Origin of the sequence: Cellulomonas fengjieae (genome assembly GCF_018388465.1) — a bacterium.
In the GTDB taxonomy this organism is placed as follows: Bacteria; Actinomycetota; Actinomycetes; order Actinomycetales; family Cellulomonadaceae; genus Cellulomonas; species Cellulomonas fengjieae.
Window position 1 is genome coordinate 275,903 of record NZ_CP074404.1, and the last position, 25,701, is coordinate 301,603.

The 25,701-nt window shown below is 73.5% G+C and carries 28 protein-coding genes; 10 read left to right on the top strand and 18 right to left on the bottom strand.

What is annotated here, in order from left to right:
* Positions 1–2 precede the first annotated feature (2 nt).
* Positions 3–314, top strand: a complete 312-nt coding sequence (locus KG102_RS01305; protein ID WP_208210242.1) for a hypothetical protein — start codon at positions 3–5, stop codon at positions 312–314.
* A gap of 23 nt (positions 315–337) precedes the next feature.
* Here the strand turns inward: KG102_RS01305 and KG102_RS01310 are convergent, their stop codons facing one another.
* The 7 genes from KG102_RS01310 to KG102_RS01340 form a co-directional block, all read right to left on the bottom strand.
* The gene (locus KG102_RS01310; RefSeq protein ID WP_208289626.1) at positions 338–1,132 is read right to left on the bottom strand and encodes a hypothetical protein; all 795 of its coding nucleotides are present in this window, start codon (positions 1,130–1,132) and stop codon (positions 338–340) included.
* Positions 1,129–1,617 (bottom strand): hypothetical protein, encoded by a 489-nt coding sequence (locus KG102_RS01315; protein ID WP_208210240.1) that lies wholly within the window; start codon positions 1,615–1,617, stop codon positions 1,129–1,131. The genes KG102_RS01310 and KG102_RS01315 overlap by 4 nt, the downstream gene beginning before the upstream one ends.
* Positions 1,608–2,003: a hypothetical protein gene (locus KG102_RS01320; protein WP_208210239.1), complete on the bottom strand. Its 396-nt coding sequence runs from the start codon at positions 2,001–2,003 to the stop codon at positions 1,608–1,610. The genes KG102_RS01315 and KG102_RS01320 overlap by 10 nt, the downstream gene beginning before the upstream one ends.
* Positions 2,000–2,980, bottom strand: a complete 981-nt coding sequence (locus KG102_RS01325; RefSeq protein WP_208289624.1) for a hypothetical protein — start codon at positions 2,978–2,980, stop codon at positions 2,000–2,002. The genes KG102_RS01320 and KG102_RS01325 overlap by 4 nt, the downstream gene beginning before the upstream one ends.
* 156 nt (positions 2,981–3,136) lie before the next feature.
* Complete coding sequence (gene glpK / locus KG102_RS01330; RefSeq protein WP_208289623.1) at positions 3,137–4,660, bottom strand: glycerol kinase GlpK; 1,524 nt, start codon at positions 4,658–4,660, stop codon at positions 3,137–3,139.
* 91 nt (positions 4,661–4,751) lie between these two features.
* Entirely contained in the window at positions 4,752–5,438 is a 687-nt protein-coding gene (locus tag KG102_RS01335) for an MIP/aquaporin family protein (RefSeq protein ID WP_243884634.1), read from the bottom strand.
* A 118-nt stretch (positions 5,439–5,556) separates the two neighbouring features.
* On the bottom strand, positions 5,557–7,365 hold the full coding sequence (locus KG102_RS01340; RefSeq protein ID WP_208289622.1) for a glycerol-3-phosphate dehydrogenase/oxidase: 1,809 nt from the start codon (positions 7,363–7,365) through the stop codon (positions 5,557–5,559).
* Between the two features lie 146 nt (positions 7,366–7,511).
* Here KG102_RS01340 and KG102_RS01345 point away from each other — a divergent pair, with 146 nt between their 5' ends.
* Together KG102_RS01345 and KG102_RS01350 are read left to right on the top strand one after the other, a co-directional pair.
* The gene (locus KG102_RS01345; protein WP_208210234.1) at positions 7,512–8,501 is read left to right on the top strand and encodes a sugar-binding transcriptional regulator; all 990 of its coding nucleotides are present in this window, start codon (positions 7,512–7,514) and stop codon (positions 8,499–8,501) included.
* A 59-nt stretch (positions 8,502–8,560) separates the two neighbouring features.
* Positions 8,561–9,064, top strand: a complete 504-nt coding sequence (locus KG102_RS01350; protein ID WP_208289621.1) for an amino-acid N-acetyltransferase — start codon at positions 8,561–8,563, stop codon at positions 9,062–9,064.
* Positions 9,065–9,186: 122 nt separating this feature from the next.
* Here the strand turns inward: KG102_RS01350 and KG102_RS01355 are convergent, their stop codons facing one another.
* Complete coding sequence (locus tag KG102_RS01355) at positions 9,187–9,672, bottom strand: DivIVA domain-containing protein (protein WP_208289620.1); 486 nt, start codon at positions 9,670–9,672, stop codon at positions 9,187–9,189.
* 28 nt (positions 9,673–9,700) lie between these two features.
* On the bottom strand, positions 9,701–10,603 hold the full coding sequence (locus tag KG102_RS01360) for an HhH-GPD family protein (RefSeq protein ID WP_249667419.1): 903 nt from the start codon (positions 10,601–10,603) through the stop codon (positions 9,701–9,703).
* Between the two features lie 131 nt (positions 10,604–10,734).
* On the opposite strand from KG102_RS01360, the gene KG102_RS01365 reads away from it, so the two are divergent.
* On the top strand, positions 10,735–11,325 hold the full coding sequence (locus KG102_RS01365; protein WP_208289619.1) for a flagellar basal body-associated FliL family protein: 591 nt from the start codon (positions 10,735–10,737) through the stop codon (positions 11,323–11,325).
* Between the two features lie 4 nt (positions 11,326–11,329).
* On the opposite strand, the gene disA is transcribed toward KG102_RS01365, so the two are convergent.
* The 4 genes from disA to radA all read right to left on the bottom strand — a co-directional run bounded on the left by disA (position 11,330) and on the right by radA (position 15,411).
* The gene (gene disA / locus KG102_RS01370) at positions 11,330–12,406 is read right to left on the bottom strand and encodes a DNA integrity scanning diadenylate cyclase DisA (RefSeq protein ID WP_208210231.1); all 1,077 of its coding nucleotides are present in this window, start codon (positions 12,404–12,406) and stop codon (positions 11,330–11,332) included.
* Between the two features lie 71 nt (positions 12,407–12,477).
* Entirely contained in the window at positions 12,478–13,548 is a 1,071-nt protein-coding gene (locus KG102_RS01375; RefSeq protein WP_208289618.1) for a LacI family DNA-binding transcriptional regulator, read from the bottom strand.
* A gap of 68 nt (positions 13,549–13,616) precedes the next feature.
* Positions 13,617–13,841, bottom strand: a complete 225-nt coding sequence (locus KG102_RS01380) for a hypothetical protein (RefSeq protein ID WP_208210229.1) — start codon at positions 13,839–13,841, stop codon at positions 13,617–13,619.
* A 151-nt stretch (positions 13,842–13,992) separates the two neighbouring features.
* Positions 13,993–15,411, bottom strand: coding sequence for a DNA repair protein RadA (gene radA / locus KG102_RS01385; RefSeq protein WP_208210228.1), 1,419 nt, complete (start codon positions 15,409–15,411; stop codon positions 13,993–13,995).
* A gap of 73 nt (positions 15,412–15,484) precedes the next feature.
* Between radA and KG102_RS01390 the strand changes: the two genes are divergently transcribed.
* The 4 genes from KG102_RS01390 to KG102_RS01405 all read left to right on the top strand — a co-directional run bounded on the left by KG102_RS01390 (position 15,485) and on the right by KG102_RS01405 (position 19,478).
* Positions 15,485–16,129: a TetR/AcrR family transcriptional regulator gene (locus KG102_RS01390; protein WP_243884633.1), complete on the top strand. Its 645-nt coding sequence runs from the start codon at positions 15,485–15,487 to the stop codon at positions 16,127–16,129.
* Positions 16,126–17,052 carry an ABC transporter ATP-binding protein gene (locus KG102_RS01395; protein WP_208289617.1) on the top strand — a complete coding sequence of 309 codons (927 nt, stop codon included), beginning with the start codon at positions 16,126–16,128 and terminating at the stop codon, positions 17,050–17,052. The genes KG102_RS01390 and KG102_RS01395 overlap by 4 nt, the downstream gene beginning before the upstream one ends.
* The gene (locus tag KG102_RS01400) at positions 17,049–18,659 is read left to right on the top strand and encodes an ABC transporter permease (protein WP_208289616.1); all 1,611 of its coding nucleotides are present in this window, start codon (positions 17,049–17,051) and stop codon (positions 18,657–18,659) included. Before KG102_RS01395 ends, KG102_RS01400 begins: the two co-directional genes overlap by 4 nt.
* Positions 18,660–18,722: 63 nt before the next feature.
* A complete protein-coding gene (locus tag KG102_RS01405) occupies positions 18,723–19,478 on the top strand; it encodes a hypothetical protein (RefSeq protein WP_208289615.1) in 756 nt (251 codons plus the stop codon).
* A gap of 16 nt (positions 19,479–19,494) precedes the next feature.
* Here the strand turns inward: KG102_RS01405 and KG102_RS01410 are convergent, their stop codons facing one another.
* The 5 genes from KG102_RS01410 to KG102_RS01430 all read right to left on the bottom strand — a co-directional run bounded on the left by KG102_RS01410 (position 19,495) and on the right by KG102_RS01430 (position 23,611).
* Positions 19,495–19,902, bottom strand: coding sequence for a VOC family protein (locus KG102_RS01410; RefSeq protein WP_443623131.1), 408 nt, complete (start codon positions 19,900–19,902; stop codon positions 19,495–19,497).
* Positions 19,903–19,995: 93 nt separating this feature from the next.
* Positions 19,996–21,489, bottom strand: a complete 1,494-nt coding sequence (locus KG102_RS01415; protein ID WP_208289614.1) for a sensor histidine kinase — start codon at positions 21,487–21,489, stop codon at positions 19,996–19,998.
* 2 nt (positions 21,490–21,491) lie between these two features.
* Entirely contained in the window at positions 21,492–22,229 is a 738-nt protein-coding gene (locus KG102_RS01420; RefSeq protein ID WP_307802843.1) for a response regulator transcription factor, read from the bottom strand.
* A gap of 63 nt (positions 22,230–22,292) precedes the next feature.
* Positions 22,293–22,940, bottom strand: a complete 648-nt coding sequence (locus tag KG102_RS01425) for a TetR/AcrR family transcriptional regulator (RefSeq protein WP_208210223.1) — start codon at positions 22,938–22,940, stop codon at positions 22,293–22,295.
* A 50-nt stretch (positions 22,941–22,990) separates the two neighbouring features.
* Positions 22,991–23,611, bottom strand: a complete 621-nt coding sequence (locus tag KG102_RS01430) for a helix-turn-helix domain-containing protein (RefSeq protein ID WP_208210222.1) — start codon at positions 23,609–23,611, stop codon at positions 22,991–22,993.
* Positions 23,612–23,678: 67 nt separating this feature from the next.
* On the opposite strand from KG102_RS01430, the gene KG102_RS01435 reads away from it, so the two are divergent.
* Together KG102_RS01435 and KG102_RS01440 are read left to right on the top strand one after the other, a co-directional pair.
* Entirely contained in the window at positions 23,679–24,620 is a 942-nt protein-coding gene (locus KG102_RS01435) for an NAD(P)/FAD-dependent oxidoreductase (protein WP_208289613.1), read from the top strand.
* A gap of 83 nt (positions 24,621–24,703) precedes the next feature.
* Positions 24,704–25,645 (top strand): phosphatase PAP2 family protein, encoded by a 942-nt coding sequence (locus KG102_RS01440; protein ID WP_249667420.1) that lies wholly within the window; start codon positions 24,704–24,706, stop codon positions 25,643–25,645.
* The last annotated feature ends 56 nt before the right edge of the window (positions 25,646–25,701 follow it).

The window sequence follows — 25,701 nt, forward strand, 5'->3', positions numbered from 1 at the left end:
GCGTGGCCGATCCCGAGGTTCTCCGGGCGGAGGCGCGCCAGCTGCGCGCCGCCGCGACACGCATCCGTCAGCAGGGCTTCTCCCTCGACGACGATGTCCAGTCGATCCAGCGGAACTATCCGCTGCCGTCGGAGAGGCTGTGGAAGTCCCCGCACGCGACGCGGTACGCCGAGGAGCTGGTCAAGGCCGGCACCGACCTGGCGACGGTGGGACGTGACGTCGACCGGTTCGCCGACGACTGCGAGGAGGAGGCCCGCCGGCGGGACCGCGAGGCCGACCGGCTCGAGGCGGAGGCGGCGGTACCGCCGGCGTAGCTCAGGTCAGGACGGCGACCGGGTCAGCCCCGGACGGCCACGGCGGTCTGCTCGACCAGGTGCGCCCACAGCTGTGCGGCCGGGATGCACTGGAAGCCGACGTGCCCCGGCTCGTCGGCGCTCATCAGCAGGAAGTGCCCGGCGGCGCCCGCGTGCACCACGGCGAGCCCGTCCGGCGAGCCGCTCGACCGCAGGGTCCACAGGAACCACGGCTGGCTCCACACGTACTGCAGGTGCGCGTCCGCGCCGGGCGGCGGCGGCGTCTCCGGCTCGTCGACCCGGGTCAGGACGGTCTCCTCGAGGATCGTCTCCGGGGCGGTCGCCAGGCTCCAGGCGGGAGCCAGACCCACCCAGGACGCCACGAGCGCCGGGATGCCCGAGGAGTCGACGAGGTCCAGCGCCACGGAGCCGGCCGCCTCGAGGATGGCCTCGCCGTGCGGGGTGTCCTCGATCGACGCGGGGGACGCGGTCGCCACGGCGAGCCCCAGCCCACCGCCCAGGTAGACGTCCAGCGTCAGCGGAGCCCGGCCGCGTCCCGACTCGACCCGCATCCGCGCCTCGGCCTGGGTGAGCAGCCCGGCGACCATGCGCCCGTCGGACGTCAGCTCGGTGCCCTCCATCAGCCCGGCCTCGGTCAGGGTCGGTGTGGCCGTGACCTTGCGCAGCCGCGCCGTGGCGGCCCGCGCGAGCACCTCGAGGTCCTCCCGCGGGAGCGACGGTCCGCTCGGGCGGTACGGCTGTCGCGCGCCGATGCGGGAGAGGTCCTCGAGCTCCTCGCCGATCGAGAGCAGGTACGGGTCGAGCCGGGGGAGGGTCATCGCGTCTCCTGGGTGGCCAGGGCCGTGCCGGCCAGGTGCTCGAGCACGGGCCCGACCTGGGTCAGGTGGGCGACGTCGCACGTCGCCGTCAGGGTGACCACCTCGCCGCCGCGCAGCGCGACCCACTGCCGGACGCACAGCGGCACCGGCCCGGCCTGGTAGGTGAACTCGAGCCGCCGACCGGTGGTCCCGTCGGGCAGCGGCCACAGGTCGTAGGCCACGACGTGCACGTCGTCGGCGACGGACATCGCGGCGGCGACCGCCTCGGTGCCCAGCAGCCGGATGTCCGCGTCGTCGGCGGCGTCGACGACGATGGCGCTCAGCGAGGGCCGGAACGTCGTGCCGTCCGCGACGGCGGTGCCGGCCGGTCCGGCGACCGTCAGGCTCAGGCCCGGCTGGTCGACCACCTCCCACCCGTCGGGCACCGGCACGACCACGCCGTCGATGCTCTCGGTGCGCCCCGTCGTCGCCTCCGTCATCGCCACGCCTCTCCCTCGAGCTCGCCCGCCGTGCGTCGGGCCATCAGCTCCCGCATCCAGCGGGGCCGGAGCCGGGTCGGCATCCAGAACAGACCGACGATCCCGACGGCCCACGACAGGAGGCCCGAGACCGCGACCGCGAGCCCGACCGCGTCCCAGACCGTCCAGCCGAGGCCGGTCAACCATAGGCCCGCGACCACCAGCAGGGTCCCGCCGCCCAGCCACGCCAGCGCGAGGGCGACGAAGGGGCTGAGGATGTACGCCGTCGCGATGGACCGGCCGTACCCGGCGTAGTTGGCCAGGCCGAGCGCCAGGAACACGGCTGCGCACGCCAGGACGACGGCCAGCCCGGGGCCGGACACCGACGCGGGCAGGTCCGCGGCGGCGGTCACCCGAAGACCGACTTCCACGCGCTGCCGATCTTCTCGCCGACGACCTCGGCGCCCTCCTTGAGCCCCTGGCCCACGGCCTTGCCCGCCTTGCTGCCCACGAACGCACCGATCGCGCCGCCGACGATCGCCCCGCCGACCGTGCCGACGAAGGGGATCGGGACGAAGGAGCCCACGGTGGCGCCGAGCTGGGCGCCCAGGAGCCCGCCCGCGACCGCACCGCCGCCCTCGGTCGCGGCGTTGTACCCCGCGCTGGCCACTCGCTGACCGGTGCTCCACTCGGGGTGGTACTTCTCGTCCTGCTCCCACTGCGACATGTAGGAGTCGTACACGGTCAGGCCGGCGCCGAGGGCGCCGAGCGTCCTGCCGCCGATCTTCGCCCAGGTGGGCGGGCGACCCAGGCCCGGGTTGGTGACGAACGTCGGCTTGCCCGGCTGGTGCCAGTCGTCGGCCAGCTTGGCGAGGCGCTTCACCTCGGGGTCCGCCATGCTCCCCTGCGGCACGACGAGCCCGTTCGGCAGCGTGACGAACGGCTTGCCGCGCCACTCGACGTCCGGTCGCGGCAGGTTCAGCGACGGCAGGGGCGAACCGTGGCGCGGCACGTGGAGGGAGAACCGCCGGTACCGCTCCATGAGGGCGCCGGCCGTGCCGAGGACGAACGCGCCGAACTCGTCGGAACGCGCCGTCTTCTCGAGGTTCTCGCCGGCCGTCTTGTTGCCGTCCCAGCCGAGCTTGCTGAAGTCCGGCAACCAGAACCCCTTGGTCGCCAGCTGCTGGATCGGGCGCTCGTCGTCGACGTAGGTGATGACCAGCTCGCGTGCCCAGCCGGCCAGCTCAGCCAGGTCTCCGGCGGTGGCGTCCACGCGGCCGGTGAACACGGGACGCCGACCCACCAGGTGGTCAACGGCGTCGATCTCGCTCTGCAAGGTGGCGGCGCTGCGGGACAGTCCCTGCGCGACGAGCAGCGTCGCAGCACTCATGGCCAGGACCTTGTCAGGGTCGATCGAGACGACCACGCGCGGCTCCCTTCGGGGCGATGATCAACGGCTCGGAGGCTAGCGGACCGGACGAGCCCGCGTGGGGGAACGACGAAGGCCGGGGGACACTGCCACCCCGGCCCCCGTCGTAGACCCGCGTCAGACGACGTCGTCGTCGACCCAGTCGAAGGTCTTGGTGACGGCCTTCTTCCAGAGCCGGTACTGCCGGTCGCGCTCGTCGGCGTCCATCGTCGGCTCCCAGCGCTTGTCCTCGGCCCAGTTGTCGATGACGTCCTGCTCGCCGTTCCAGAACCCCACCGCGATGCCGGCCGCGTAGGCCGCGCCGAGCGCGGTGGTCTCCGCGATCTTGGGCCGGATGACCGTGACGCCGAGGATGTCCGCCTGGAACTGCATGAGCAGCTCGTTCTGGACCATGCCGCCGTCGACCTTGAGCTCCGTCAGGTCGACCCCCGAGTCGGCGTTCATGGCGTCCAGCACCTCACGGGTCTGGAACGCCGTGGACTCGAGCGCCGCACGCGCGATGTGCCCCTTGTTGACGAACCGGGTCAGACCGACGAGCGCACCGCGGGCGTCGGAACGCCAGTACGGGGCGAACAGGCCGGAGAACGCCGGCACGAAGTACGCGCCGCCGTTGTCGTCCACGGTCGCCGCCACCTTCTCGATCTCCGGCGCCGTCTTGATGAGCCCGAGGTTGTCGCGCAGCCACTGGATCAGCGACCCGGTCACGGCGATCGACCCCTCGAGCGCGTACACGGTCGGCTGGTCGCCGATCTTGTAGCAGACGGTGGTCAGCAGGCCGTTCTTCGACGGGATGGCCTCCGTGCCGGTGTTGATCAGCATGAAGTTGCCGGTGCCGTAGGTGTTCTTGGCCGTCCCGACCTCGAAGCAGGCCTGCCCGAACGTGGCCGCCTGCTGGTCACCCAGGATGCCCGCGATCGGCACGCCCGGCACCATGCCGCCGGCCCGGCCCACGCCGTACACCTCCGACGACGACCTGATCTCGGGCAGCATCGACATGGGGATGCCCATGTCGGCGGCGATCTCCTCGTTCCACGTCAGCGTGTCGAGGTTCATCAGCATCGTGCGGGACGCGTTCGTCGGGTCCGTGACGTGCACGCCGCCGTCGACCCCGCCGGTCATGTTCCACAGCACCCACGAGTCGGTGTTGCCGAACGCGAGGTCGCCTGCCTCGGCCTTGGCGCGGGCACCCTCGACGTTGTCCAGGATCCACTTCACCTTCGGACCCGAGAAGTAGGTGGCCAGCGGCAGACCGACCTTGCTCTTGTAGCGGTCGGCGCCGCCGCCGAGGGCGCCGAGCTCCTCGGCGATCTTCTGCGTGCGGGTGTCCTGCCAGACGATCGCGTTGTAGATCGGCTTGCCCGTGGTGCGGTCCCAGACCACCGCTGTCTCGCGCTGGTTGGTGATGCCGACCGCCGCGATGTCGCGGTAGGTGAGGTTGGCGCGGGTCAGGGCGAGGCCGACGACCTCGCGGGTGTTCTTCCAGATCTCCTCTGCGTCGTGCTCGACCCACCCGGCGCGCGGGAAGATCTGCTCGTGCTCGGTCTGGCCGGTCTGGACGATCTGGCCGGAGTGGTCGAAGACGATCGCTCGGGTGCTGGTGGTGCCCTGGTCGATGGCGAGGACGTACTTGGTGTCGGGCATGGCGGGAGTTCCTCCGGGGAGTCAGGCACTGTCCGGGCGACGCTCGTCGACGCTGACGAGGCCGCCCGGACGGCGATGGCAGGTACGGGTGTCAGACGATGTAGACGGAGGCGACCAGGCCGCCGATCGCGCCACCGACGAGGGGGCCGAGGAACGGCACCCACGAGTACGCCCAGTCGCTCGACCCCTTGCCGCGGATCGGCAGCAGGGCGTGGGCGATGCGCGGACCGAGGTCGCGGGCCGGGTTGATGGCGTAGCCGGTGGGGCCGCCGAGGCTGGCGCCGATACCGACGACCAGGAGCGCGACGGGGAGCGCGCCGAGCTCGGCCGGGGTCTGGGCGAACGCGAGGATGACGAACACCAGCACGAACGTGGCGATGACCTCGGTGATGAAGTTCCACGCGTACGAGCGGATCGCGGGGCCGGTGGAGAAGACCGCGAGCTTGGTGGCGGGGTCGGCGTCCTCGTCGAAGTGCTTCTTGTAGGCGAGGAACGCGAAGGCCGCGCCGAGGGCGGCACCGGCCATCTGGGCGACGACGTAGAGGAAGCCGTTCTGCACCGTGACGTCGATGCCCGGGGCGAACTCGTCCGCGCCGCTCGTCCAGATGCCCATCGTGACCGCGGGGTTCAGGTGCGCCCCGGACTTGTAGGCGGTGTACACACCCGCGAAGACCGCGAGGCCCCATCCGAAGTTGATGAGGAGCCATCCGCCGTCGAAGCCCTTGTTCCTCGGAAGCACGACGTTCGCGACGACGCCGGCGCCGAGCAGGATGAGCATGCCGGTCCCCATCACTTCCGAGAGGAACGCGTCTCCTATTGTGTAGTCCACTGTCGACCCTTTCTGACGGACGTCGTTGTCACGTGCGCCCCGCGGATGGCCACGGGGAAACCTGCGGTCAGGTGCCGGCCGGCCCCGACGCCCCCCTGTCGTCCGGCGACCCGGGCTTGGTGCCGCCCGCCACGGGTGCGTCGCCGAGCATCGGGGCGATGTCCGCGGCTCGCAGTCGGACCTTCTCCGCCTCCGCGTCGTCCACCTCCAGCGCGGCGTCGTCCTCGGCCTGCGCCCGCGCGCGGTACGCCTCGATCTCCCGGGTGCGCCGGCTCTCGTCCCAGCCGAGCACGGGCGCGATGAGGTCGACGATCTCCTCGAGGGCGCCGACGCCCCGGTCGGCCTGCTCGTAGTTGAGCCGCGTGCGGTGCATGAGGACGTCATCGAGGTGCAGCGCGCCCTCGTGGCTCACCGCGTAGACGATCTCGGCGCCGATGTACGCGTCCGCGTGCGCCAGCGGCTTCGCCAGCGCGGGGTCCGCCTCGACCAGGTCGATGAGCTCGCCGAGCAGGGAGCCGTACCGGTGCAGCAGGTGGTCCATCCGCGGGCGGCTCCACCCGAACTTCTGGGCGATCGCGCGCGCCTGGCGCTGGAACACGGCCAGGCCCTCGGCCCCGACCAGCGGCAGGTCGTGCGTGATGGACGGCAGGGTCGTCGCGCGGCTCCCGATCGCGAAGTCGACCGCGTCCTTGGCCATCACGCGGTACGTGGTGAGCTTGCCGCCCGCGATGACGGTGAACCCCGGGGCGGGTGCGGCGACGGTGTGCTCGCGGGACACCTTGGCCGAGCTGGTGCCCTCCTTGACCTGGGGCTGCAGCAGCGGGCGCAGGCCGGCCCAGGTGCCGATGATGTCCTCGCGGGTGATCGGCCGGGACAGCACCGTGTTGGCGTGCTCGATCACGTAGTCGATGTCGGCGCTCGTCGCGACCGGGTGGGTGAGCTCCTGCTCCCACGGGGTGTCCGTGGTGCCGATGACCCAGTACCGCGACCACGGGATGATGAACAGGACCGACTTCTCGGTCTGCAGGATCAGCCCCACGTCGCCGGAGATGCGGCTGCGCGGCACGACGATGTGCACGCCCTTGCTGGCCAGCACCCGCAGGCCGCCCTCCGCACCGGCGAGCGACTCGGTCTGCTCGGTCCAGACGCCCGTCGCGTTGATGACGGACCGGGCGCGGACGTCGATCCGCTCGCCGGACTCCAGGTCCATCACCTCGGCCCCGGTCACCGCGCCACCCTTGGTCGTCTGCAGGTCGAGCACCTGCGTGCGCGACGCCGCCTGCGCGCCGTAGCTCACCGCGGTGCGCACGAGGGTCTCGACGAGCCGGGCGTCGTCGACCGTCGCGTCCCAGTACTTGACCGCGCCGATGGCGGCGTCGTGCCGCAGGTCGGGGAACAGCCGCTCCATGCCCTTGCGGGTCAGGTGGCGGTGGATCGGCAGCGCGCGCTTGGAGCCGTTCACGGACGCGAGGGTGTCGTAGAGCGCGACGCCCGCACCGACGTAGGCGCGTTCCCACACGCGGTGCTCCAGCGGGTACAAGAAGCTCACGGGCTTGACCAGGTGCGGCGCGAGCCGGTTGATCAGCAGGTCACGCTCGGTGAGCGCCTCACGCACCAGGTGGAAGTCGAGCATCTGCAGGTAGCGCAGGCCGCCGTGCACCAGCTTGCTGGACCGGCTGGACGTGCCGCTGCCCCAGTCCTGTGCCTCGACGATCGCGGTGGACAGGCCGCGGCTCACCGCGTCGAGCGCGATCCCGGCGCCGGTGACGCCACCGCCGATGACCAGGACATCGAGCTCGTTGCCCCGTTCGGCGCTCGCGCGCATGGCGTCGAGCGCGTCCTGTCGTGCATGGGCCGTCAGCGGCGCAGTCCTCATCCGTCTACCCCCGGTGGTTCTGGTCTGTCGTCGCTCTCGTCCGCTCGCCCGGTACGGGCCCGCTCGCTATCGTCGTCATCAGGCGAACGAACGCGCAACCGGACTGCACATATGTGCACCGAACCGTTCGCGAGAGGGGGCGCGAGATGTACATGGAGCGCGAGCAGGACGTGTTGCGGGCGGCGTCGATGTACTACCTGCAGGACATCAAGATGGAGGTCATCGCCCGGCACCTCGGCACCTCCCGGTCCACGGTGTCGCGCCTCATCAAGCGCGCCCGGCAGTCGGGCCTGGTCGAGATCACGCTGCGCCCGGCGAGCACCCGTGCACCGGGGCTCGGGCGCACCATCGCCGCGACCTTCGGCATCGACACGTACGTGGTGCCGGTGCCGGACTCCGCGAGCCACATCGAGCGCCTCGACCAGGTCTCGATCACCGCCGCGCGGCTGCTGTCCTCGTGGTTCGACTCCGACATGGTGCTCGGCGTGGCGTGGGGCACCACGCTGGCGTCGGTCTCGCGGTACCTGGCCCCCAAGCCGACCCGCGGCTCCGCCGTGGTCCAGCTCAACGGCGCCGCGAACATGCGCACCAGCGGGATCGAGTACGCCAGCGACCTGATCTCGACGTTCGGCACCGCGTTCGGCGCGGCCGTGCACCACTTCTCCGTGCCCGCGTTCTTCGACTACCCGGACACCAAGGCGGCCATGTGGCGCGAGCGGTCCGTCCGGCGGGTGCTCGACATGCAGCGGCGTGCGGACATCGCGGTGTTCTCGGTCGGGGCGGTCGCCGGGGCGGTGCCGTCGCACGTGTACTCGGCGGGCTACCTCGACGAGGCGGACGTGCTGAACCTGCACGACGAAGGGGTCGTCGGGGACGTGTGCACCGTCTTCCTGCGGGCCGACGGGTCCTGGCAGGACGTGCACCTCAACGAGCGCGCGACCGGTCCGACGCCGGTGGAGCTGCAGCGGATCCCGCGCAGGGTCTGCGTGGTGGCGGGCGACAACAAGGCGGCGCCGCTGCTCGCGGCGCTGCGGGCGGGCGTGGTGACGGACCTGGTGGTCGACGAGATCACCGCCACGGGGCTCCTGGAGGCGGCCGACCCGCCCCAGCCCCGGCGGCTGCGCACGCGGGTGTGACGCGTCTCGGGAGCCGAGCCGTCCCGGGCGCCCGGCCGGCACGCCAGTAGGTTGGCGGGATGTCCTACCGTGTCCGCCCCGCCCTGCCGGTCGACGTCCGCGACATCCGTGCACTCGTGGAGCCCTACGCCGCCGAACGCATCCTGCTGGCCAAGGAGTGGGTCGGCTACTACGAGGCCGTGCAGGAGTTCGTGGTCGCCGAGGCCGACGACGGGTCGATCATCGGCTGCGGTGCCCTGCACGTGATGTGGCAGGACCTCGCCGAGATCCGCACGCTCGCCGCCGACCGGGCCCACCGCGGCACCGGGGTCGGGCACACGCTGCTCGATGCGCTGCTCGAGCGCGCGCGGGAGATGGGTCTGCGCCGGGTCTTCTGCCTGACGTTCGAGGTGCCGTTCTTCCAGTCGCACGGGTTCCACGTCATCGAGGGCACGCCCGTGACTCCCGACGTGTACCTGGAGCTGCTGCGCTCGCACGACGACGGTGTCGCCGAGTTCCTCGACCTGGCCAGCGTCAAGCCGAACACCCTGGGCAACACGCGGATGCTCATCGAGCTGGCCTGAAATCACCCGGGGTGCCCGGCGCCGCGTCGGGCACGCTGAGCCGGTGAGCACCTACCTGGCGACCGAGCGCCCGACCCTGCGTCCGTCTACCGCCGACGAACCAGCCGCCGGACCTCGCGCGGTCAGCCCAGGACGAGCTCGATGCCGGTCGCGGTGCTGCGGACGTCCGCGACGCTGTGCGTCCGACCGTCCGGGAGGCGCACGACGACGGCGTCGGGCGCGCCGGCCGGGCGGCGGGAGTGGGCCATCTGGACCTCCATGACCAGGGCGGACGTGCTGATCACGGGAGCGGTTCGGACCGTCGCCATGGCCGACGGCGCGTCCACGACGACGTCGGCGGGGGGCGCCTGCGTCAGCCGCTCGCGCACCCGCGCCAGGAAGTCGTCGACCTGGTTCTGGTCGTACCCCTCACGGAACTTGGTGGGCTGGAAGCGCACGGTGGCCAGCTCGTCGGCGGTGACGGCATCGTCGGTGAGCTGCCCCGTCTCGAGCGCGCCGAGGGTCCGGGTCACGCGGTCGAGGAAGTCGTCCACCTCGTCCTGGTCGTAGCCCTCCCGGAACTTGGTGGGCTTGAACTTCTGGTTGACGACGTCGGTGGCGCTGAGCATGTCGCGCATGCTGTCACGGCGCGCGGCGTCAGGCCGGCAGGCGGTACGTCGGTGCGTCGTCGTCGCTGGTCGCGGGGTCCCGCGCGACCAGACCGTCGATGACCAGGGCGTCGACGCAGCGGGCCAGCTGGCGGGCGTCGGGCCACACGGCGTCGACCGCCGCGGCCGGCACGGGTCCGAGGGCCTCGCGCAGCAGGGCCATCACCCGGCCCCGCACCTGGCGGTCCGTGCCCGTGAACGCCTGGGTCCGGCGTCGTCCGGCGAGCTCGTCGGCGGGCCGGCCGGCGCGGTACCAGGTGCACACGTCGCGCACGGGGCAGGCGTCGCAGCGGGGGGACCGGGCGGTGCAGACGAGGGCCCCGAGCTCCATGGAGGCGGCCGCCCAGCGGGCCGCGGTCGCGTCGTCGTCGGGGACGTACCGGGCCGCCGCGCGGACCTCGCCGACCGTCTGGCTCGGCGCGGGCAGGGCGACGCCCTCGACCGTCCGAGCCAGCACGCGGCGCACGTTCGTGTCGAGCACCACCGAGCGGCGGCCGTACGCGAAGGCCAGCACGGCGGCGGCCGTGTAGGAGCCGACGCCTGGCAGGGCGAGCAGCTCGGGTTCCGACGAGGGGACGACGCCGTCGTGCCGCTCGACGACCGCCCGGGCGCACTCCTGCAGGCGCAGCGCCCGGCGCGGGTAGCCGAGCCGGTCCCACGCCCGCAGCACGTCGGCCGTGGACGCCGCCGCCAGGTCCGCGGGCGTCGGCCAGCGCGCCATCCACGACCGCCACGCCGGCTCCACGCGGACCACCGGCGTCTGCTGCAGCATCACCTCGCTGACCAGGACACCCCACGCGGTGCGGTCGGGCGCGCGCCACGGCAGGTCCCGGGCGTGCACGTCGAACCAGGCGAGCACGGGCTCGCGCAGCTGCGTCGGGGTGGGTGGCACCGCAGCATCCTGCCTCACCCGGCGCGCGTCCGGCCGCCCACCGCGCGTCGGCCGGGCAGGCGGGTGGGAGTGCCTCTACGGTGGTCGCGCCGCGGTTCGCGCGGTGCAGCCGAACGGTCGTGGGGGGATGCATGAGCCAGCCAGGACGCCTCCCCGCGCGCGTCTACTGGGTGCGCCGGCTCGTGGTGCTCGGCATCCCGCTGGCGATCATCGCCGTGGTCGTCTGGCTGCTGGTGGGGCGCGGATCGGACGAGGACCCGGCACCCGTCGGGCAGACGCCGTCGGCGCCGGCGCAGGAGCCGCAGAGCGAGACGCCGGCCGAGGGCGGCGTCCCCGACTGCGACGCCTCCGGCCTGGTCCTGGCGATGACGCCGGACGCCACGTCCTACGCCCCCGGGGTGAGCGCGACGTTCAGCGTCTCGATCACCAACAGCGGCGCGGACCCCTGCCTGGTCGACGCGGGGGAGGTGCAGCGCGAGATCGTGATCACCTCGGGCACGGACCGCATCTGGTCGAACCGCGACTGCATCGTGCCGGGGACCGAGACCCGCACGCTCCTGCTGCCGGGCGGCGGCACGGACACCACCCCGTTCGCGTGGAACCGGGTCCGCTCGGCCGAGGGCTGCCCCACGGGCCTGCCGACGCCGGGCGCCGGGACGTACTCCGCGCAGCTGAACTTGGCCGGGGCGGGCGCACCGGCAGCGGTCTTCGGGCTCGGCTGAGCGGCTAGACGTACCGCTCGAGGATGCTGGACTCCGCGAGCCGCGACAGGCCCTCGCGCACGGCGCGGGCGCGCTGCTCGCCGACGCCGTCGACGGCCATGAGGTCCTCGATGCCCGCCGCGAGCAGCTTCTGCAGGCCGCCGAAGTGCGCGACGAGCCGGTCGACGATGGCGCCGGGCAGGCGCGGCACCTTGGACAGCAGCCGGTACCCGCGGGGTCCGGCGGCCGCGTCGAGGGCGTCTCCGCCGCCCGGCAGGCCGAGGACGCTGGCGATGCGCGCGTTGTCGAGCAGCTCGGTCGAGTCCAGCTCGGCCAGCGCGTCGAGCACCGTGTCGACGTCGCGCCGGCTGGTGTCGACGTAGTCGCGGATGATCAGCGCGCGGTCCGAGCCGATGCCGCCGACCAGCTCGTCCAGCTGCAGGGTGAGCAGGCGGCCGTCGGTGCCCAGCTCCACGACGTAGCCCTCGATCTCCTCCGAGATCCGGCGCACCATCTCGAGGCGCTGCACCACGGCGGAGACGTCGCGGACGGTGACCAGGTCCTCGATCTCGAGCGCGGACAGCGTCCCGCTGACCTCGTCGAGCCGTGACTTGTACCGCTCGAGGGTGGCCAGGGCCTGGTTGGCGCGGGACAGGATCGTCGTGGAGTCCTCGATGACGTGCCGCTGGCTGTCGACGTACAGCGCGATGATCCGCATGGAGGCCGACACCGAGATGACCGGGAGGCCGGTCTGCTTGGCGACGCGCTCAGCGGTGCGGTGCCGGGTGCCCGACTCCGACGTCTCGATGGTCACGTCCGGCAGCAGCTGGACGGCCGCGCGCAGGATCCGGGAGATGCCCGCGTCGACGACCACCGCGCCGTCCATCTTGGCGAGCTCGCGCAGCCGGGTGGCGGAGAACTCGACGTCGAGGACGAAGCCGCCGGAGCAGATGCTCTCGACCGTCTGGTCGAAGCCGAGGACGATCAGCGCGCCGGTGCGACCGCGCAGGATCCGCTCCAAACCGTCGCGAAGCTCGCCGCCCGGGGCGACGGCGGCGAGGGTCGACCTCAGAAGGTCGTCAGGGGCGTGCGGATGCGGCACGGTTGCATCGTAACGACGTGCGGGGACAGCGGTCGCCGCGACCCGCGCGCCGGGCCGCGGGTCTGCCGGCTTCACCCGCTCCGTCCGCCGTGCGCGGGCGGCGCGGTGCTCTCGCGGACCACGAGGTCGACCGGGATCTGGTGGTGCTCCGGGATGGGCGGCTCGCCGGCGCGGAAGCGGGCGATCGCGGCGGTCAGGGCGCCCGCCGCGGCCTTGCCCTTGGCGGCGAAGTCCTGGTGCACCGTGGTGAGGGCGGGGCGCAGCCGGCGGGCGAGGGGCGAGTCGTCGTAGCCGACGACCGAGACGTCCTCCGGCACGCGCAGCCCCAGCTCGTCCGCGGCGTGCACGACGGCCGCCGCCATCAGGTCCGAGAAGCACAGGACCGCGGTCGGCCGGTCGGGTCCGGCGAGCACCGCCCGGGCGCCCTGCGTCACGTAGGGCTCGACGTTGTCGTGGACCTCCATCGTGGCCGGGGTGACGCCCGCCGCCTCGAGCGTCTCCACCCACCCGGTCTGGCGCTCGCGCCCGACGTACCCGGATCCGGCGGTCCGGGTGTCGGGCGCCCATCCGGGGGGCGCGGTGGAGTTCATCGTGAGGATCGTGATCCGGCGGTGTCCCAGGTCCAGGAGGTGCTGGGCGCCGAGCCGGGCACCCTCCCGCTCGTCGAGGTGCACGCTGGAGGCATCGCCGACCGCGTCGCCGTCGACGAACACGAGCGGCAGCCGGCGGCGGACGAGCCAGTCGACCGCCGGGTAGTCGCCCGCGCACCCGTAGACCAGGGCGCCGTCCATCGGGATGTCGCGGGCGGGGACCATGCCCTGGCTGATCGACGGCAGCAGCACGACCGCCGTGCCGGTGGGGGCCAGCTCCTCGGCGACCGCCCCGAAGAAGGCGGCCGCGATCGGGTCCAGGAACGCGGTGCCGAGCGACTCGGTCAGCAGCACGCCGACCGCGCCGGTGGTGCCGCGCGCGAGCGCGCGGGCGGAGGGGTCCGGCCCCACGTACCCGAGGTCGGCCGCGGCCTCCAGGATGGTCCGACGCATCTGCGCGGAGAGCTGGTCGGGCCGGGAGAACGCGTTCGAGACGGTCATCCGGCTGACCCCGACCCGGTCCGCGATGGTCTGCAGCGTCACGCGGGACACGACGCCACCCTGTTCCGCTCCATGCGGGACAGGGTAGGTCGCCGGGGCCGGTCCCGGCGGGGCGACGGTCATCGGGCCGGGTGACCGACCTCGCCGCCCGCGGGCGCGACCGCGTCCGCGAGGTGGTGCAGCGCGCCGGCCAGGGTGCGGCGCGTGCGCGGGGCCCGCGTGCGGCGGGCTCGCTGCCGAGGTTCCGGCTCGGGCTCCTGCGGGGCCCATGGGCGAGCGCTCTCGGCCTCGCGCCGCGCGGCCGTCACGCCGAGCAGCAGCCCGAGGTGAGGGGTGTCCATCATGGGGGTTCTCCTGCCGATCGCTGGGTTCTGTACCGCTAAAGTAGCGCCGCGTTCTATACCGGTCAAGAGATTAATGAGACCTGGAGCACGACCCGTTGGCGGTGAGGGCTGGGCCGCGCGGGCTCAGCGGAGCGGGCTCGGCGGCGCGGGCTCAGCGACCGGCCGGCACCATGTCCGGCACCAGCCCTGCGGCGGTCACGGCCTCGCCGAGGTCCGCCGCCGTCAGCACCGTCAACCCGGCCGGCGGAGTGGCCCCGTCGAGGGCGCCCGCGGGCACGATCGCGCGCGTGAAGCCGAGCCGTGCCGCCTCGGCGAGCCGCCGGCCGACGCCCGACACCGTCCGGATCTCCCCGGCCAGCCCGACCTCCCCGATGGCCACGAGCCCCCGGGGCAGCGGCACGTTCTCCCGCGAGCTCACCGCGGCGAGGGCCAGCGCGAGGTCCGCCCCCGGCTCCACCACCCGGGCGCCGCCGATGGTGGAGACGTACACGTCCTGGTCCGCCAGCCGCGCGCCCAGCCGGCGCTGGAGCACGGCGAGCACCATGGCCAGGCGGCTGCTGTCGACGCCGCTCGTGGTCCGCCGCGGGTTGGGCACCGCGCTGGGCGCTACGAGGGACTGCACCTCGACCACCAGCGGCCGGCGCCCCTCGAGCGTGACGGTCAGGCAGGTGCCCGGCACCGCGTGCAGCGCCTGGGAGATGAAGAGGCCGCTCGGGTCGGCCAGCCCGACGATCCCCGACTCCGACAGGTCGAAGCAGCCGACCTCGTCGGTGGGGCCGTAGCGGTTCTTGGTGGCGCGCAGCATCCGCAGGCGGGAGTGCCGCTCGCCCTCGAACTGGCAGACGACGTCCACCAGGTGCTCGAGCGTGCGGGGTCCCGCGACCGAGCCGTCCTTGGTGACGTGCCCGATGAGCACGACGGGCAGGTCCCGCGCCTTGGCCGCCTGGATGACCGCGCTCGCCACCTCGCGGACCTGCGAGACACCACCGGCCGTGCCCTCCACCTGCGCGGACGCGATCGTCTGGATCGAGTCGAGCACGAGCAGGTCCGGGTCGACCAGCTCGATGTGGCCCAGGACTGTGCCCAGGTCGGTCTCGGCGGTGAGCAGCAGCTGCGGGTCGAGCGCGTGGATCCGGCCCGCCCGCAGCCGGACCTGCGCGGTGGACTCCTCGCCCGTGACGTACAGGACCTTGCGCCCGGTGCGTGCCGCGCGCGCGGCGACGTCGAGCAGCAGCGTCGACTTGCCGACCCCCGGCTCGCCCGCCAGCAGCACCACGGCGCCCGGCACGAGCCCGCCGCCGAGCACGCGGTCCAGCTCGTCGACCCCGGTGGGCCTGGCACGCGCGGACTCGACGTCGATCTGGTCGATCGGCCTGGCCGGCGAGCGCATCGGGGAGGTCGCCACCGTGCGGGGCGCGCCGCCACCGGGGCCGGTGTCCTCCAGGACCGAGCCCCACGCCTGGCACTCGCCGCACCGGCCGACCCACTTGGTCGCGGTCCACCCGCACTCCGAGCAGCGGAAGGCCGGGCGGGCGGTGCGGTCGGGCCGCTTCGAGGAGGTCGAGGTCACGCAGGCACGCTAACCGCAGGGTCTGACACAAAGCTCTTGCACCCAGGCTGAACGCATGTTTAGTCTGCTAAACATGCGTTCAGACGACCTCACCGCCCGGGCCCGGATCCGCGATGCCGCCATCGCGCGCTTCAGCAAGGACGGCTTCCGGGCGCCGGTGCGCGCCATCGCCGACGATGCGGGGGTCAGCCCGGCCCTGGTCATCCACCACTTCGGCTCCAAGGACGCGCTGCGCGCCGAGTGCGACGAGCACATCCTGACCGTCATCCGCGAGGACAAGGCGGCGGCCCTCACCCACCTGTCGCCCGGCGAGACCATCGGCCTGCTGGCCCGGGTGCCCGAGTACAGCCCGCTGTTCGCGTACGTGGTGCGCAGCCTGCTGGACGGCGGCGAGCTCGCGGCGCACTTCGTCGACGGCATGGTCGACGACGCCGCGGCCTATCTCGAGGCGGGCGAGGCGGCCGGGACCGTCCGGCCCTCCGCCGACCCCCACGGGCGCGCCCGGCAGGCCGTCGCGGCGCAGGTCGGCCTCATCGTCATGGCGCAGCTGGACGCGGCCGCGGGTCGCGGCGTCGCGCCCACCGATGCGCCCGCCGAGGCGATGGAGGCGATGTTCGACCAGCAGATGCTCGCCGGTCTGGAGCTCTACACGCACGGGCTGTTCACGGACAGCTCGTACCTGGATGCCTACCTGGAGTACAAGGAGAAGAAGCCATGACCGACGCCATCGTGGTCAGCGGGCTCGTCAAGACGTTCGGCGCCAAGCGCGCCCTCGACGGGTTCGACCTCACGGTCCGCACAGGGGAGGTGCACGGCTTCCTCGGTCCCAACGGGGCGGGCAAGTCGACCACCATCCGCGTGCTGCTCGGGCTGCTGCGCGCCGACGCGGGCGACGTGCGCCTGCTGGACGGCGACCCGTGGCGGGACGCCGTCGCGCTGCACCGCCGGCTGGCGTACGTCCCCGGTGAGGTCAGCCTGTGGCCCAACCTGTCCGGCGGTGAGGCGATCGACGTGCTCGGGCGCCTGCGCGGTGGGCTGGACCCCGCGCGGCGAGACGCTCTCATCGACCGGTTCGAGCTGGACCCCCGCATCAAGGGCCGCGCCTACTCCAAGGGCAACCGCCAGAAGGTCGCGCTCGTCGCGGCGCTCGCGGCGGACGCCGAGCTGCTGGTCATGGACGAGCCGACCAGCGGCCTCGACCCCCTGATGGAGGTGGTGTTCCAGCAGGTGGTGCAGGAGGCCGCCGCCGAGGGGCGCACCGTGCTGCTGTCGAGCCACATCCTGGCCGAGGTCGAGGCGCTGTGCCGGCGCGTGACGATCATCCGGCAGGGCCGCGCCGTGCAGAGCGGCTCCCTGGAGGAGCTGCGCAGCCTGACGCGCACCACCGTGACTGCCGGGCTGCGCGACGCCGACGAGGCGGAGCGCGCCCTGGCCGGCGTCGAGGGGGTGCACCACGTGCAGCGCGACGACAGCCGCGTGACGGTCGACGTGGACACCGCCGCGCTGAACGAGGTCCTGGCCCGGCTGACCGCCTTCGGGGTGCAGTCCCTGACCGCGCACCCCCCGACGCTGGAGGACCTGTTCCTGCGGGAGTACAGCGACGAGCTCGCGACGCTCGGGCTGGGGGGCGGGTCACGATGAGCACCGTCGCCGCGCCGTCGAACGAGCTCGCCGGGACCGGCGCGCTGGTCCGGGCCGCCCTGCGCGCCGACCGGTGGCGGACCGTCGTCTGGGCAGTCGCGGTCGCAGGGCTCACCCAGGTCTCGGTCGCCTCGCTCGCCGAGCTCTACGTGACCCCCGAGTCGCGCGCCGGCCGCGCCCAGCTGATCTCCTCGCCCGCCGCGACCGCGCTCGCCGGACCGGGGTACGGCCTGGACGACTACACCGTGGGCGCGATGACGGCCAACGAGCTGGGCCTGTGGGTCATGCTCCCGGTCGCGATCATGGCGCTGCTCACCGTGACCCGGCACCTGCGTGCCGCGGAGGAGAGCGGTCGGCTCGAGCTCGTGCGGTCGGGTCCGGTGGGCCGGGACGCCCCCGTGGTCGCCGGGCTCGTCGCCGCCACGGTGGCGACGCTCGTGGTCGGCGGGCTCACCTTCGTCGCGCTGCTCGCCGCCGGGCTCGACGTCGTCGGCTCGCTCGCGCTCGCGGGCGGCATCGTCATGGTCGGGCTGGTGTTCGCCGGCGTCTGCGCGGTCACCTGCCAGCTGACGGCGCACGCCCGCACCGCCAGCTCGCTGGCGATGGCGGTGCTGGGCGTCGCGTTCCTGCTGCGGGCGGTCGGGGACGTCCGGGGTCCCGAGGGGACGAGCGCGCTGACGTGGCTGTCCCCGTTCGGCTGGGCCCAGGCCACGCGCGCCTACGTCGACGAGAGGTTCTGGCCGCTCGCGATCGGCGTCGTGGTCGCGGGTGCCCTGGTGGTGCTGGCCTTCTGGCTGGTGGGCCGGCGTGACCTGGGCACGGGTCTGCTCGCGGAGCGGCTGGGCCGGCCGCGGGCGTCCGCGCGGCTCACGGGGATGGTCGCGCTGACCGTGCGCCGCCAGCTCGGCGCCATCCTGTCCTGGGGCCTCGGGATCGTCGTGATGGGCGCCTTCATCGGTCTGCTGGCGGGCGAGCTGGTGGACTTCATCGCCGAGGAGACGCAGGTCGTTGAGCTCTTCCCGACGGGTCCGAACGGCGCCGCGGCGTCGGCCTTCGCGCTCTACATGGTGGTCCTCGCCGTCGCGACCGGTGCGTACGTCGCGTCGTCGGTGGGCGCCGCGCGGGCCGAGGAGACGGCCGCCCGGGGCGCGATCGTGCTGTCCGGGCCGGTCTCGCGCGTGCGGTGGCTGGGGTCCCAGGTGGCGGTGGGCGCGGCCGCGGCCGTCGTGATCCTGGTGCTGACCGGGCTGGTCATGGGGCTGACCGCCGCCACGTCGATGGGCGACGCCTACGTGGGGAAGCTGGTGGGTGCCGCGGCGGTGACGCTGCCTGCGGTCGGCGTCGTCCTCGGGGTCGCGGTCGTGGTGATGGGCGCGGCTCCCCGTGCCTTCGGGCTGGTCTGGGCGTACGTCGCCTACGTCGGGGTGGTCGGCCTGTTCGCCGAGCTGCTGCCCGACGGTTCCGACGTCCTGTCGCCGTTCGCGTACACGCCGCGGCTCCCCGCCGAGGCCATGGACTGGCCGCCGGTCCTCGGGCTCACGGCCGTCGCGGTCGCGCTGCTGGCGCTCGGGCTGGGCGCTTTCCGGCGTCGCGACGTCGTGGGATGACCATCCGTCGGTAGGCTGCGGGCGTCCGGCGAGGGGCCGGGCGACGTGAGCAAGGGATCCTCGATGAGCGACACCGGCCGTCCCGGCCCCGACCGACCCGCCGTGCCGCCCATCTCGAGCTGGCAGGCACCGCAGCGCACGACCCCGACCGGTGCGGCGGACGGCGCCGAGGGTGACCAGCCGGGTACCGAGCAGACTGCCTCGTCCGGCCGCCCGGCCTGGCTGGTCCCGGTCGCCATCGGCGCGGCCGTGCTGGTGATCGCCGCGATCGTCATCGCGATCGTCCTGGGTTCGAACGGCGACGGTGACGACGCGGAGCCCGCGGCCGGTTCCACGGTCCAGCTACCGTCGCCGACGCCGACGGTCGCACCAGCGGCCCGCCCCGCGACCACGGCCTTCGCCGCCGCGCTGCCGCCGACCGTCCTCCAGTACGCGCTCGCGACGTCGGTGCCGGACACCGACTGGCAGGCCGCAGGTGCGCTCGAGGCCTACACGGAGACCTACACCGACGGCGCCAGCGGCACCGTCACGGTCCGCAGCGGCCAGTGGGAGACCCCGGAGGAGGCCGCCGCGTTCGCCGCGACGCTCGTCGCCGCCCTCCCGGCCGCTCCTACGCCGGACCCGTCCGCGTCCCCGACCGGCCCGGCCCTGCCGCAGACCGGCGAGGTCACCGCGGCCGGCGCCGCCGCCGGCACCTACTCCATCGCCGACGCCGGCGACGGGACGGGACTCGCGGTCTGGACCAACGGGACGACCGTGTTCCAGGCGACGGCACCCCTCGCGGACGTCGTCGACCTGTACAACGCGTTCCCGCTCTGAGCGACGGGCGCGCGGCTCAGCTGGCCTCGACGACGGACAGGATGTTGCCCGCGGGGTCGGTGAACCAGGCGATCAGCGGACCGCCGCTGCGCAGGACGTAGTCGTCGTCGGTCTGCGCGGGCGTGCCCTCGTACCGCTCGAACTGCACGCCGCGTTCCCGCAGCTCACCGACCGTCCCCGGCACGTCCTCGACGGGGAAGTTGAGGACCGTGTACGTCGCGGGCGTGTGCCCGCTGCCCTTGGGGTAGATCAGCACGTCGTGGCCGTCGAGGTGCACGAAGAGCATCCCGTTCTCCTCGGTGACGTCCAGCCCGAGGAGGTCCGAGTAGAACGCCTTCGCGGCCGGTACGTCGTCGGTCGAGAACCCGCTGAAGGCCCTGCTGAGATCCGCCATCACCACTCCCTCGTCGGTGCGCTGCTTCATGGGTGCGCTGCTCGTGCTGCCGAGCCCCCAGACTCCCGCGCCGCCACGCCTCCTGGCCACCCCCCACGTCCGCGCAGGGCGCGCAGCGGGACGTCAGGACGCGGTGGCGGGGAGGGTGACCGTGAACGTGGTGCCGGGGTCGCTGGCGACCGTGATCGTGCCGCCGTGGGCGGTGACCACGGCGTGGGCGATCGCGAGGCCCAGGCCGGTCGAGCCGGTGGCGCTGTTGCGTGACGCGTCGCCGCGGGTGAACCGCTGGAACAGGCTGTCGCGCAGGGTTGGTGGGATGCCGGGGCCGTCGTCGGCAACCTGCACCACGACCTGGTCGCCGCAGCGGTGGACGCCGACGGTCACGGTCGTGCCGGGGGGCGTGTGCAGGCGCGCGTTCGACAACAGGTTGGCCAGCACCTGGCGCAGGCGGTGCTCGTCCCCGGTCACGACCGCCTCCTGCGACGGCAGGTCGAGGTGCCAGTGGTGGTCGGGGCCGGCGGCGTGCGCGTCGGCGACGGCGTCGACGGCGAGCCCGGTGAGGTCCACCGGCTCGGCCCCCAGCGGCCGGCCGGCGTCCAGGCGGGCGAGCAGCAGCATGTCCTCGAGCAGCGCGGTCATCCGCTCCGACTCCGACTCGACGCGGGCCATCGCCTGCAGCGCGCCGGGCGGCAGCTCGTCCGGACCGCGGCGGACCAGCTCGGCGTACCCGCGGATGGAGGCGAGCGGCGTGCGCAGCTCGTGGCTCGCGTCGGCGACGAACTGGCGCACCTGCGACTCCGACTCGTGCCGGGCGGCGAGGGCTCGCTCGACGTGCCCGAGCAGCTGGTTGAGCGCGGCGCCCACCTGACCGACCTCGGTGTCCGGATCGGTGTCCTCGGCGGGCACGCGCTCGGCGAGGACCACCTCGCCGCGGTCCAGGGGCAGCTGCGTCACCCGGTTCGCCGTGCCGACCACGCGGTCCAGCGGTCGCAGCTCGCGACGCACCAGCACCAGGCCGCCCGCCGCCGCGGCCAGCAGCGCGAACGCGGCGACGACCGTCTCGACGGCGACGAACGAGGCGAGGGTGCGGGTCACGGAGGCCGCGGGGAGCCCGGTCACGTCCGTGCTGCCGTCCGGGGCGGTGGTCGCCATCACGCGGTACCGGCCCAGTCCGGGCAGCGTGATCGAACGCGCCTCGCCGTCGGTCGGGACCGCGAGCAGCTGCTCCGTCTGTGCCTCGTCGAGCGCGACCAGCGCGCCGTCGTCGGCGACATGGCTGGCCTGCGCCGGGGTGAGGTCCGTCGGGTCGGCACCCCGCGGCACCTGGGCGGTGACGGTCCCGGCGTCCTGACCGGGCCGGAACGGGCCCGGCTGGTCAGCGGGCTCGCGGCCGTCGTCGGACCTGCCGCGGGGCAGGTCCACGCCGCCCTGCCGGACCGGGCCCTCGACCGTGCGGCGGTGGGTCGCGGCGAGCCTGTCGTCGAGCTGGGTGAGCAGGGAGCCGCGCAGCGCCAGCGTGGAGATCGTCCCCATGGCCGCCGCCACGACGGCGACGAGCACGACGACGATGGCGACCAGCCGTCGACGCAGGGTCCACCGCCGGCGGGTGGCGGCCATGCTCAGGTGGCGGGCTTGAGCACGTACCCGACGCCGCGCACGGTGTGCAGCATCGGCTCGCGGCCCTTGTCGATCTTGCGGCGCAGGTAGGACACGTACAGCTCCACGATGTTCGCCTGGCCGCCGAAGTCGTACTGCCAGACGCGGTCGAGGATCTGCGCCTTGGACAGGACACGCCTCGGGTTGCGCATGAAGTACCGCAGCAGCTCGAACTCCGTGGCGGTGAGGTGGATGTCCTCGCCCCCGCGGCTCACCTCGTGGCTGTCCTCGTCCATGACGAGGTCGCCGACGACGAGGGTGGCCTCGTCGCGCGAGGACACGGCGCCGGCGCGGCGCAGCAGGGCGCGCAGGCGGGCGACGACCTCCTCCAGGCTGAACGGCTTGGTCACGTAGTCGTCCCCACCGGCGGTCAGACCGGCGATCCGGTCCTCCACCGCGTCCTTGGCGGTGAGGAAGAGCACGGGGACGTCGGGGTGGGTGGCCCGGACCCGGCGCAGCACCTCGATGCCGGACAGGTCCGGGAGCATGACGTCGAGGATGATGACGTCGGGGTCCAGGGTGGTGGCGGCGCGGATGGCGGCGTGGCCGGTCAGAGCGTGCTCCACCTGCCAGCCCTCGAAGCGCAGGGCGGTGGACAGCAGCTCGGCGAGGGTCGGCTCGTCGTCGACCACCAGCGCGCGGACGGGGGTGCCGTCAGCTCGGGACAGCACCTCGGGGCGGCGGGTCGCGGTCGTGGTCATGCCCTCAAGGGTGGCGGGCGTACCTGCCGAGTCGCTGGAGCCGTCCTGTGAACTTGCTGAGGATCAGTCCAGCGGGCGGGGCCGGTCGGCGCCGAGCAGGGCGGCGGCCAGGATCGCCTCGATGGCGAACTGGGTGGACGTCGGCAGGTCGACGTCGTCGTCGAGCAGCCACTGCACCTGGAGCCCGTCCATCACGCCGATGATCGCGCTGGCGGCGGACTCCGCGGTCTCCCGGGGCACGTCCGGGCCGACGGCGACGATGGCGGCGGCGATCTCCGCGCGCAGCACCTGGAAGCGGTGGGTGACCCAGCCGCGGGCGGGGTGGTTCTCGGTCACGGACTCGCCGGTGAGGACCGAGTAGCCCTGCACGATCCCGCGGCGCTCGACGTTCTTGCGCGCCGTGCGCACGAGGTGGCGGAAGAGCGCGATGCCGTCGGGGATGTGCTGACCCTCGAGGTCGCGGACGTCCTCCTTGTCGCGGTACTCGAGGACCTCGACGAGCAGCTGCTCCTTGGACCCGAAGTGGTGCAGGACGCCGGCGTGCGTGATGCCGACCTGCTCGGCGACCTCGGCCAGGGAGCCGTTCTTGTACCCCTTGGAGCCGAACGTGTTCGCGGCGGCCCGCAGGATCTCCGCCCGCCGCTCGGCCGTGGCCTGGCGCGGCTGCCGCACGCGGCGCTCGGGCGCGGCGGGACGGGCGACGTCTTCCATGACGAAAACCCTACTGTGATCAAGCAAACTTACTGACTGGTCAGTAAGGCCTATGTTTCGTCGGGCCGCTGGCCGGGGGTGGGGGAGCCCTGTGTGCTGCGCGGACGTGCGCGCAGGTGCACGCGCTCGCCCTGGGTCCCGAAGATGCTGAGCAGCTCGACCGGCTCCGCCGTCTCGTTGCCGAACCAGTGGGGCACCCGGGTGTCGAACTCGGCGGCCTCGCCCGGCGGCAGGACCAGGTCGTGCTCGCCGAGCACCAGGCGCAGGTGGCCGTCGATGACGTACAGCCACTCGTAGCCCTCGTGGGAGTTGAGCTCCGGGTCGGGGTGGGGACCGCCCGGCGCGATCACCATCTTGTAGACGAGCATCCCCCCGGACCGGCGGGACAGGGGGATGACCGTCATGCCGAACTCGGTGACGGGCCGCGGGTGGATGCGGGGGTCGCCGGTGGCCGGGGCGCCGACCAGCTCGTCCAACGGCACGCGGTACAGGCCGGCCAGCGGCACCAGCAGCTCCAGCTGCGGGCGTCGTGAACCGGACTCCAGGCGGGACAGCGTGCTCACGGAGATGCCGGTGGCGTCCGATGCCTGCGCGAGCGTGAGCCCGCGCTGCCGACGGACCGCCCGCAGGCGTGGGCCGACCGTGCGCATCATCCGATCGACGTCGTCCATGCCCGACAGTTTGCCACTTCGGCAACGATGCTTGCCGGTCCTTCGCTGCCCGGCTGAGCATGGCGGCATGAGCGAACAGGTGGATGTCGTGGTCGTGGGTGGCGGTGCCGCGGGGCTGAGCGCGGCCGTGACTCTGGCGCGGGCTCGCCGCTCGGTGCTGGTGGTCGACGACGGCACTCCGAGGAACTCATCCGCCGCCGGGGTGCACGGGGTGCTGGGGCAGGAGGGCGTCCCGCCCCTGGTGCTCCTGGAACGCGGCAGGGCCGAGCTGGCCGGGTACGGCGGGTCCGTGCTGGCGGGCCCGGTGGTGGCGGCGCGGCGAGCGGACGGCGGGTTCCTCGTGACCCTCGCCGACAGGACGTCCCTGCAGGCGCGACGGCTCCTCGTGGCCACCGGCCTGGCGGACGAGCTGCCCGACGTCCCCGGCCTGCGCGAGCGGTGGGGACACGACGTGCTGCACTGCCCGTACTGCCACGGTTGGGAGGTGCGCGACCAGCCGATCGGCGTGCTCGGCACCTCCGAGCGGTCGGTGCACCAGGCCCTGCTGTTCCGGCAGTGGTCCGACGACGTCGTCCTGCTCCAGCACACCGCCCCGGACCCGACGCCTCAGGAGGCCGAGCGCCTCGCCGCGCGCGGGGTGCGCGTGGTGCCCGGGCGCGTCGTGGAGGTGCTCGTGAGCGACGGGCGGCTGTCCGGCGTCCGGCTGGAGTCCGGCGAGGTGGTGGCGCGGTCCGCGCTGACGGTCATGCCGCGGTTCGCCGCGCGCCTCGACGGGCTGACCGGTCTCGGCCTGACGGCGGTGCCGCACGAGACGGGCGTCGGTCAGCACATCGCGTCCGACCTGATCGGGGCGTCGTCCGTGCCCGGCGTCTGGGTGGCCGGTAACGCGACGGACCCGATGGCGCAGGTGACCTCGGCGATGGCGGCAGGCACGAGGGCCGCCGCGGCGCTGAACTGGGACCTGATCTCCGAGGAGACGGACGGTGCGGTGACGGCCGCCGCGCGCTGACGGCGCCGCGCGGTCTGTCGACGAACGGACGCGCGTCCGGCACGACGCGTCACGGACGGGCGTGTGTGACCTACCGTGGTCCGGTGAGCGACACCCTGCCTGACACCGTGCGACCGACCCCCGACACGGGGGACCGCCGGGGGTCCGTCGTCGCGGTCTCGTTCGTCGTGGCGGTCCTCTCGTTCGCGGGGGTCTTCGCGCTGTGGCGCGTGTTCGTCGACACGCTGGCCGGCCAGCAGGTGGAGAACGCGGCGCTGCAGGGTGCGCTGTACGGGCAGACGCAGCTGTGGCGCGTCGCCGAGCGCGTGCTCGACGTGGTGTCGGTCGGGTTCATCGCGATCGTCCTCATCGCCGCCATGCTGATCGCCGCGGTGCGCCGCCGCTGGTCGCTGGCCATCCAGGTCGCTGTCCTGATGATCGGCGCCAACCTCACCACCAGGGTGCTCAAGAACTGGATCTTCGACCGCCCCGACATCGGCATCGAGGCCAGCTACGGCAACACGCTGCCCAGCGGTCACACGACGGCCGCCGCGTCGGTCTCGGTCGCGCTGCTGCTCGTCGTCCCGCCCCGGGTGCGCCCGTGGGCGGCGGTGCTCGGCGCCGGCTACACGACCGCGACCGGCGTCTCGACGCTCATCGGCCAGTGGCACCGGCCGTCGGACGTGGTGGCGGCGGTGCTCGTGGTGCTCGCGTGGACCGCGATCGCCTCCGCCCTCGTCGCGCGGGCCCCCGCCCGGGCGTCGACCGCGACCGGTCAGCTCCGCCTCGGCGGGGACCCGATGGCGGCCGCGGCGACGATGCGGGCGGTGCTCGCCGGGCTCGTCTCGGTCGGAGTCGTCGCCGGCGCGGCGTCGGCGTTCGCGCTCTCGCACACGTGGGACAACCGGGCGGACCTCGATGCCAAGACCGAGCAGGTCACGGCCTATCTGGGGGGTGCGGCGGGCACGCTGACCGCGTCGTGCCTGGCGTTTGCGGTCATGCTGGTGCTGCGGCAGGCCGCAACATCGCGATTGCCTCGTGGTTGACGCGACACCGTAGAGTCCCCCACGTCGCCCGGGTCGACCGACCCGGCGAAGTCTGA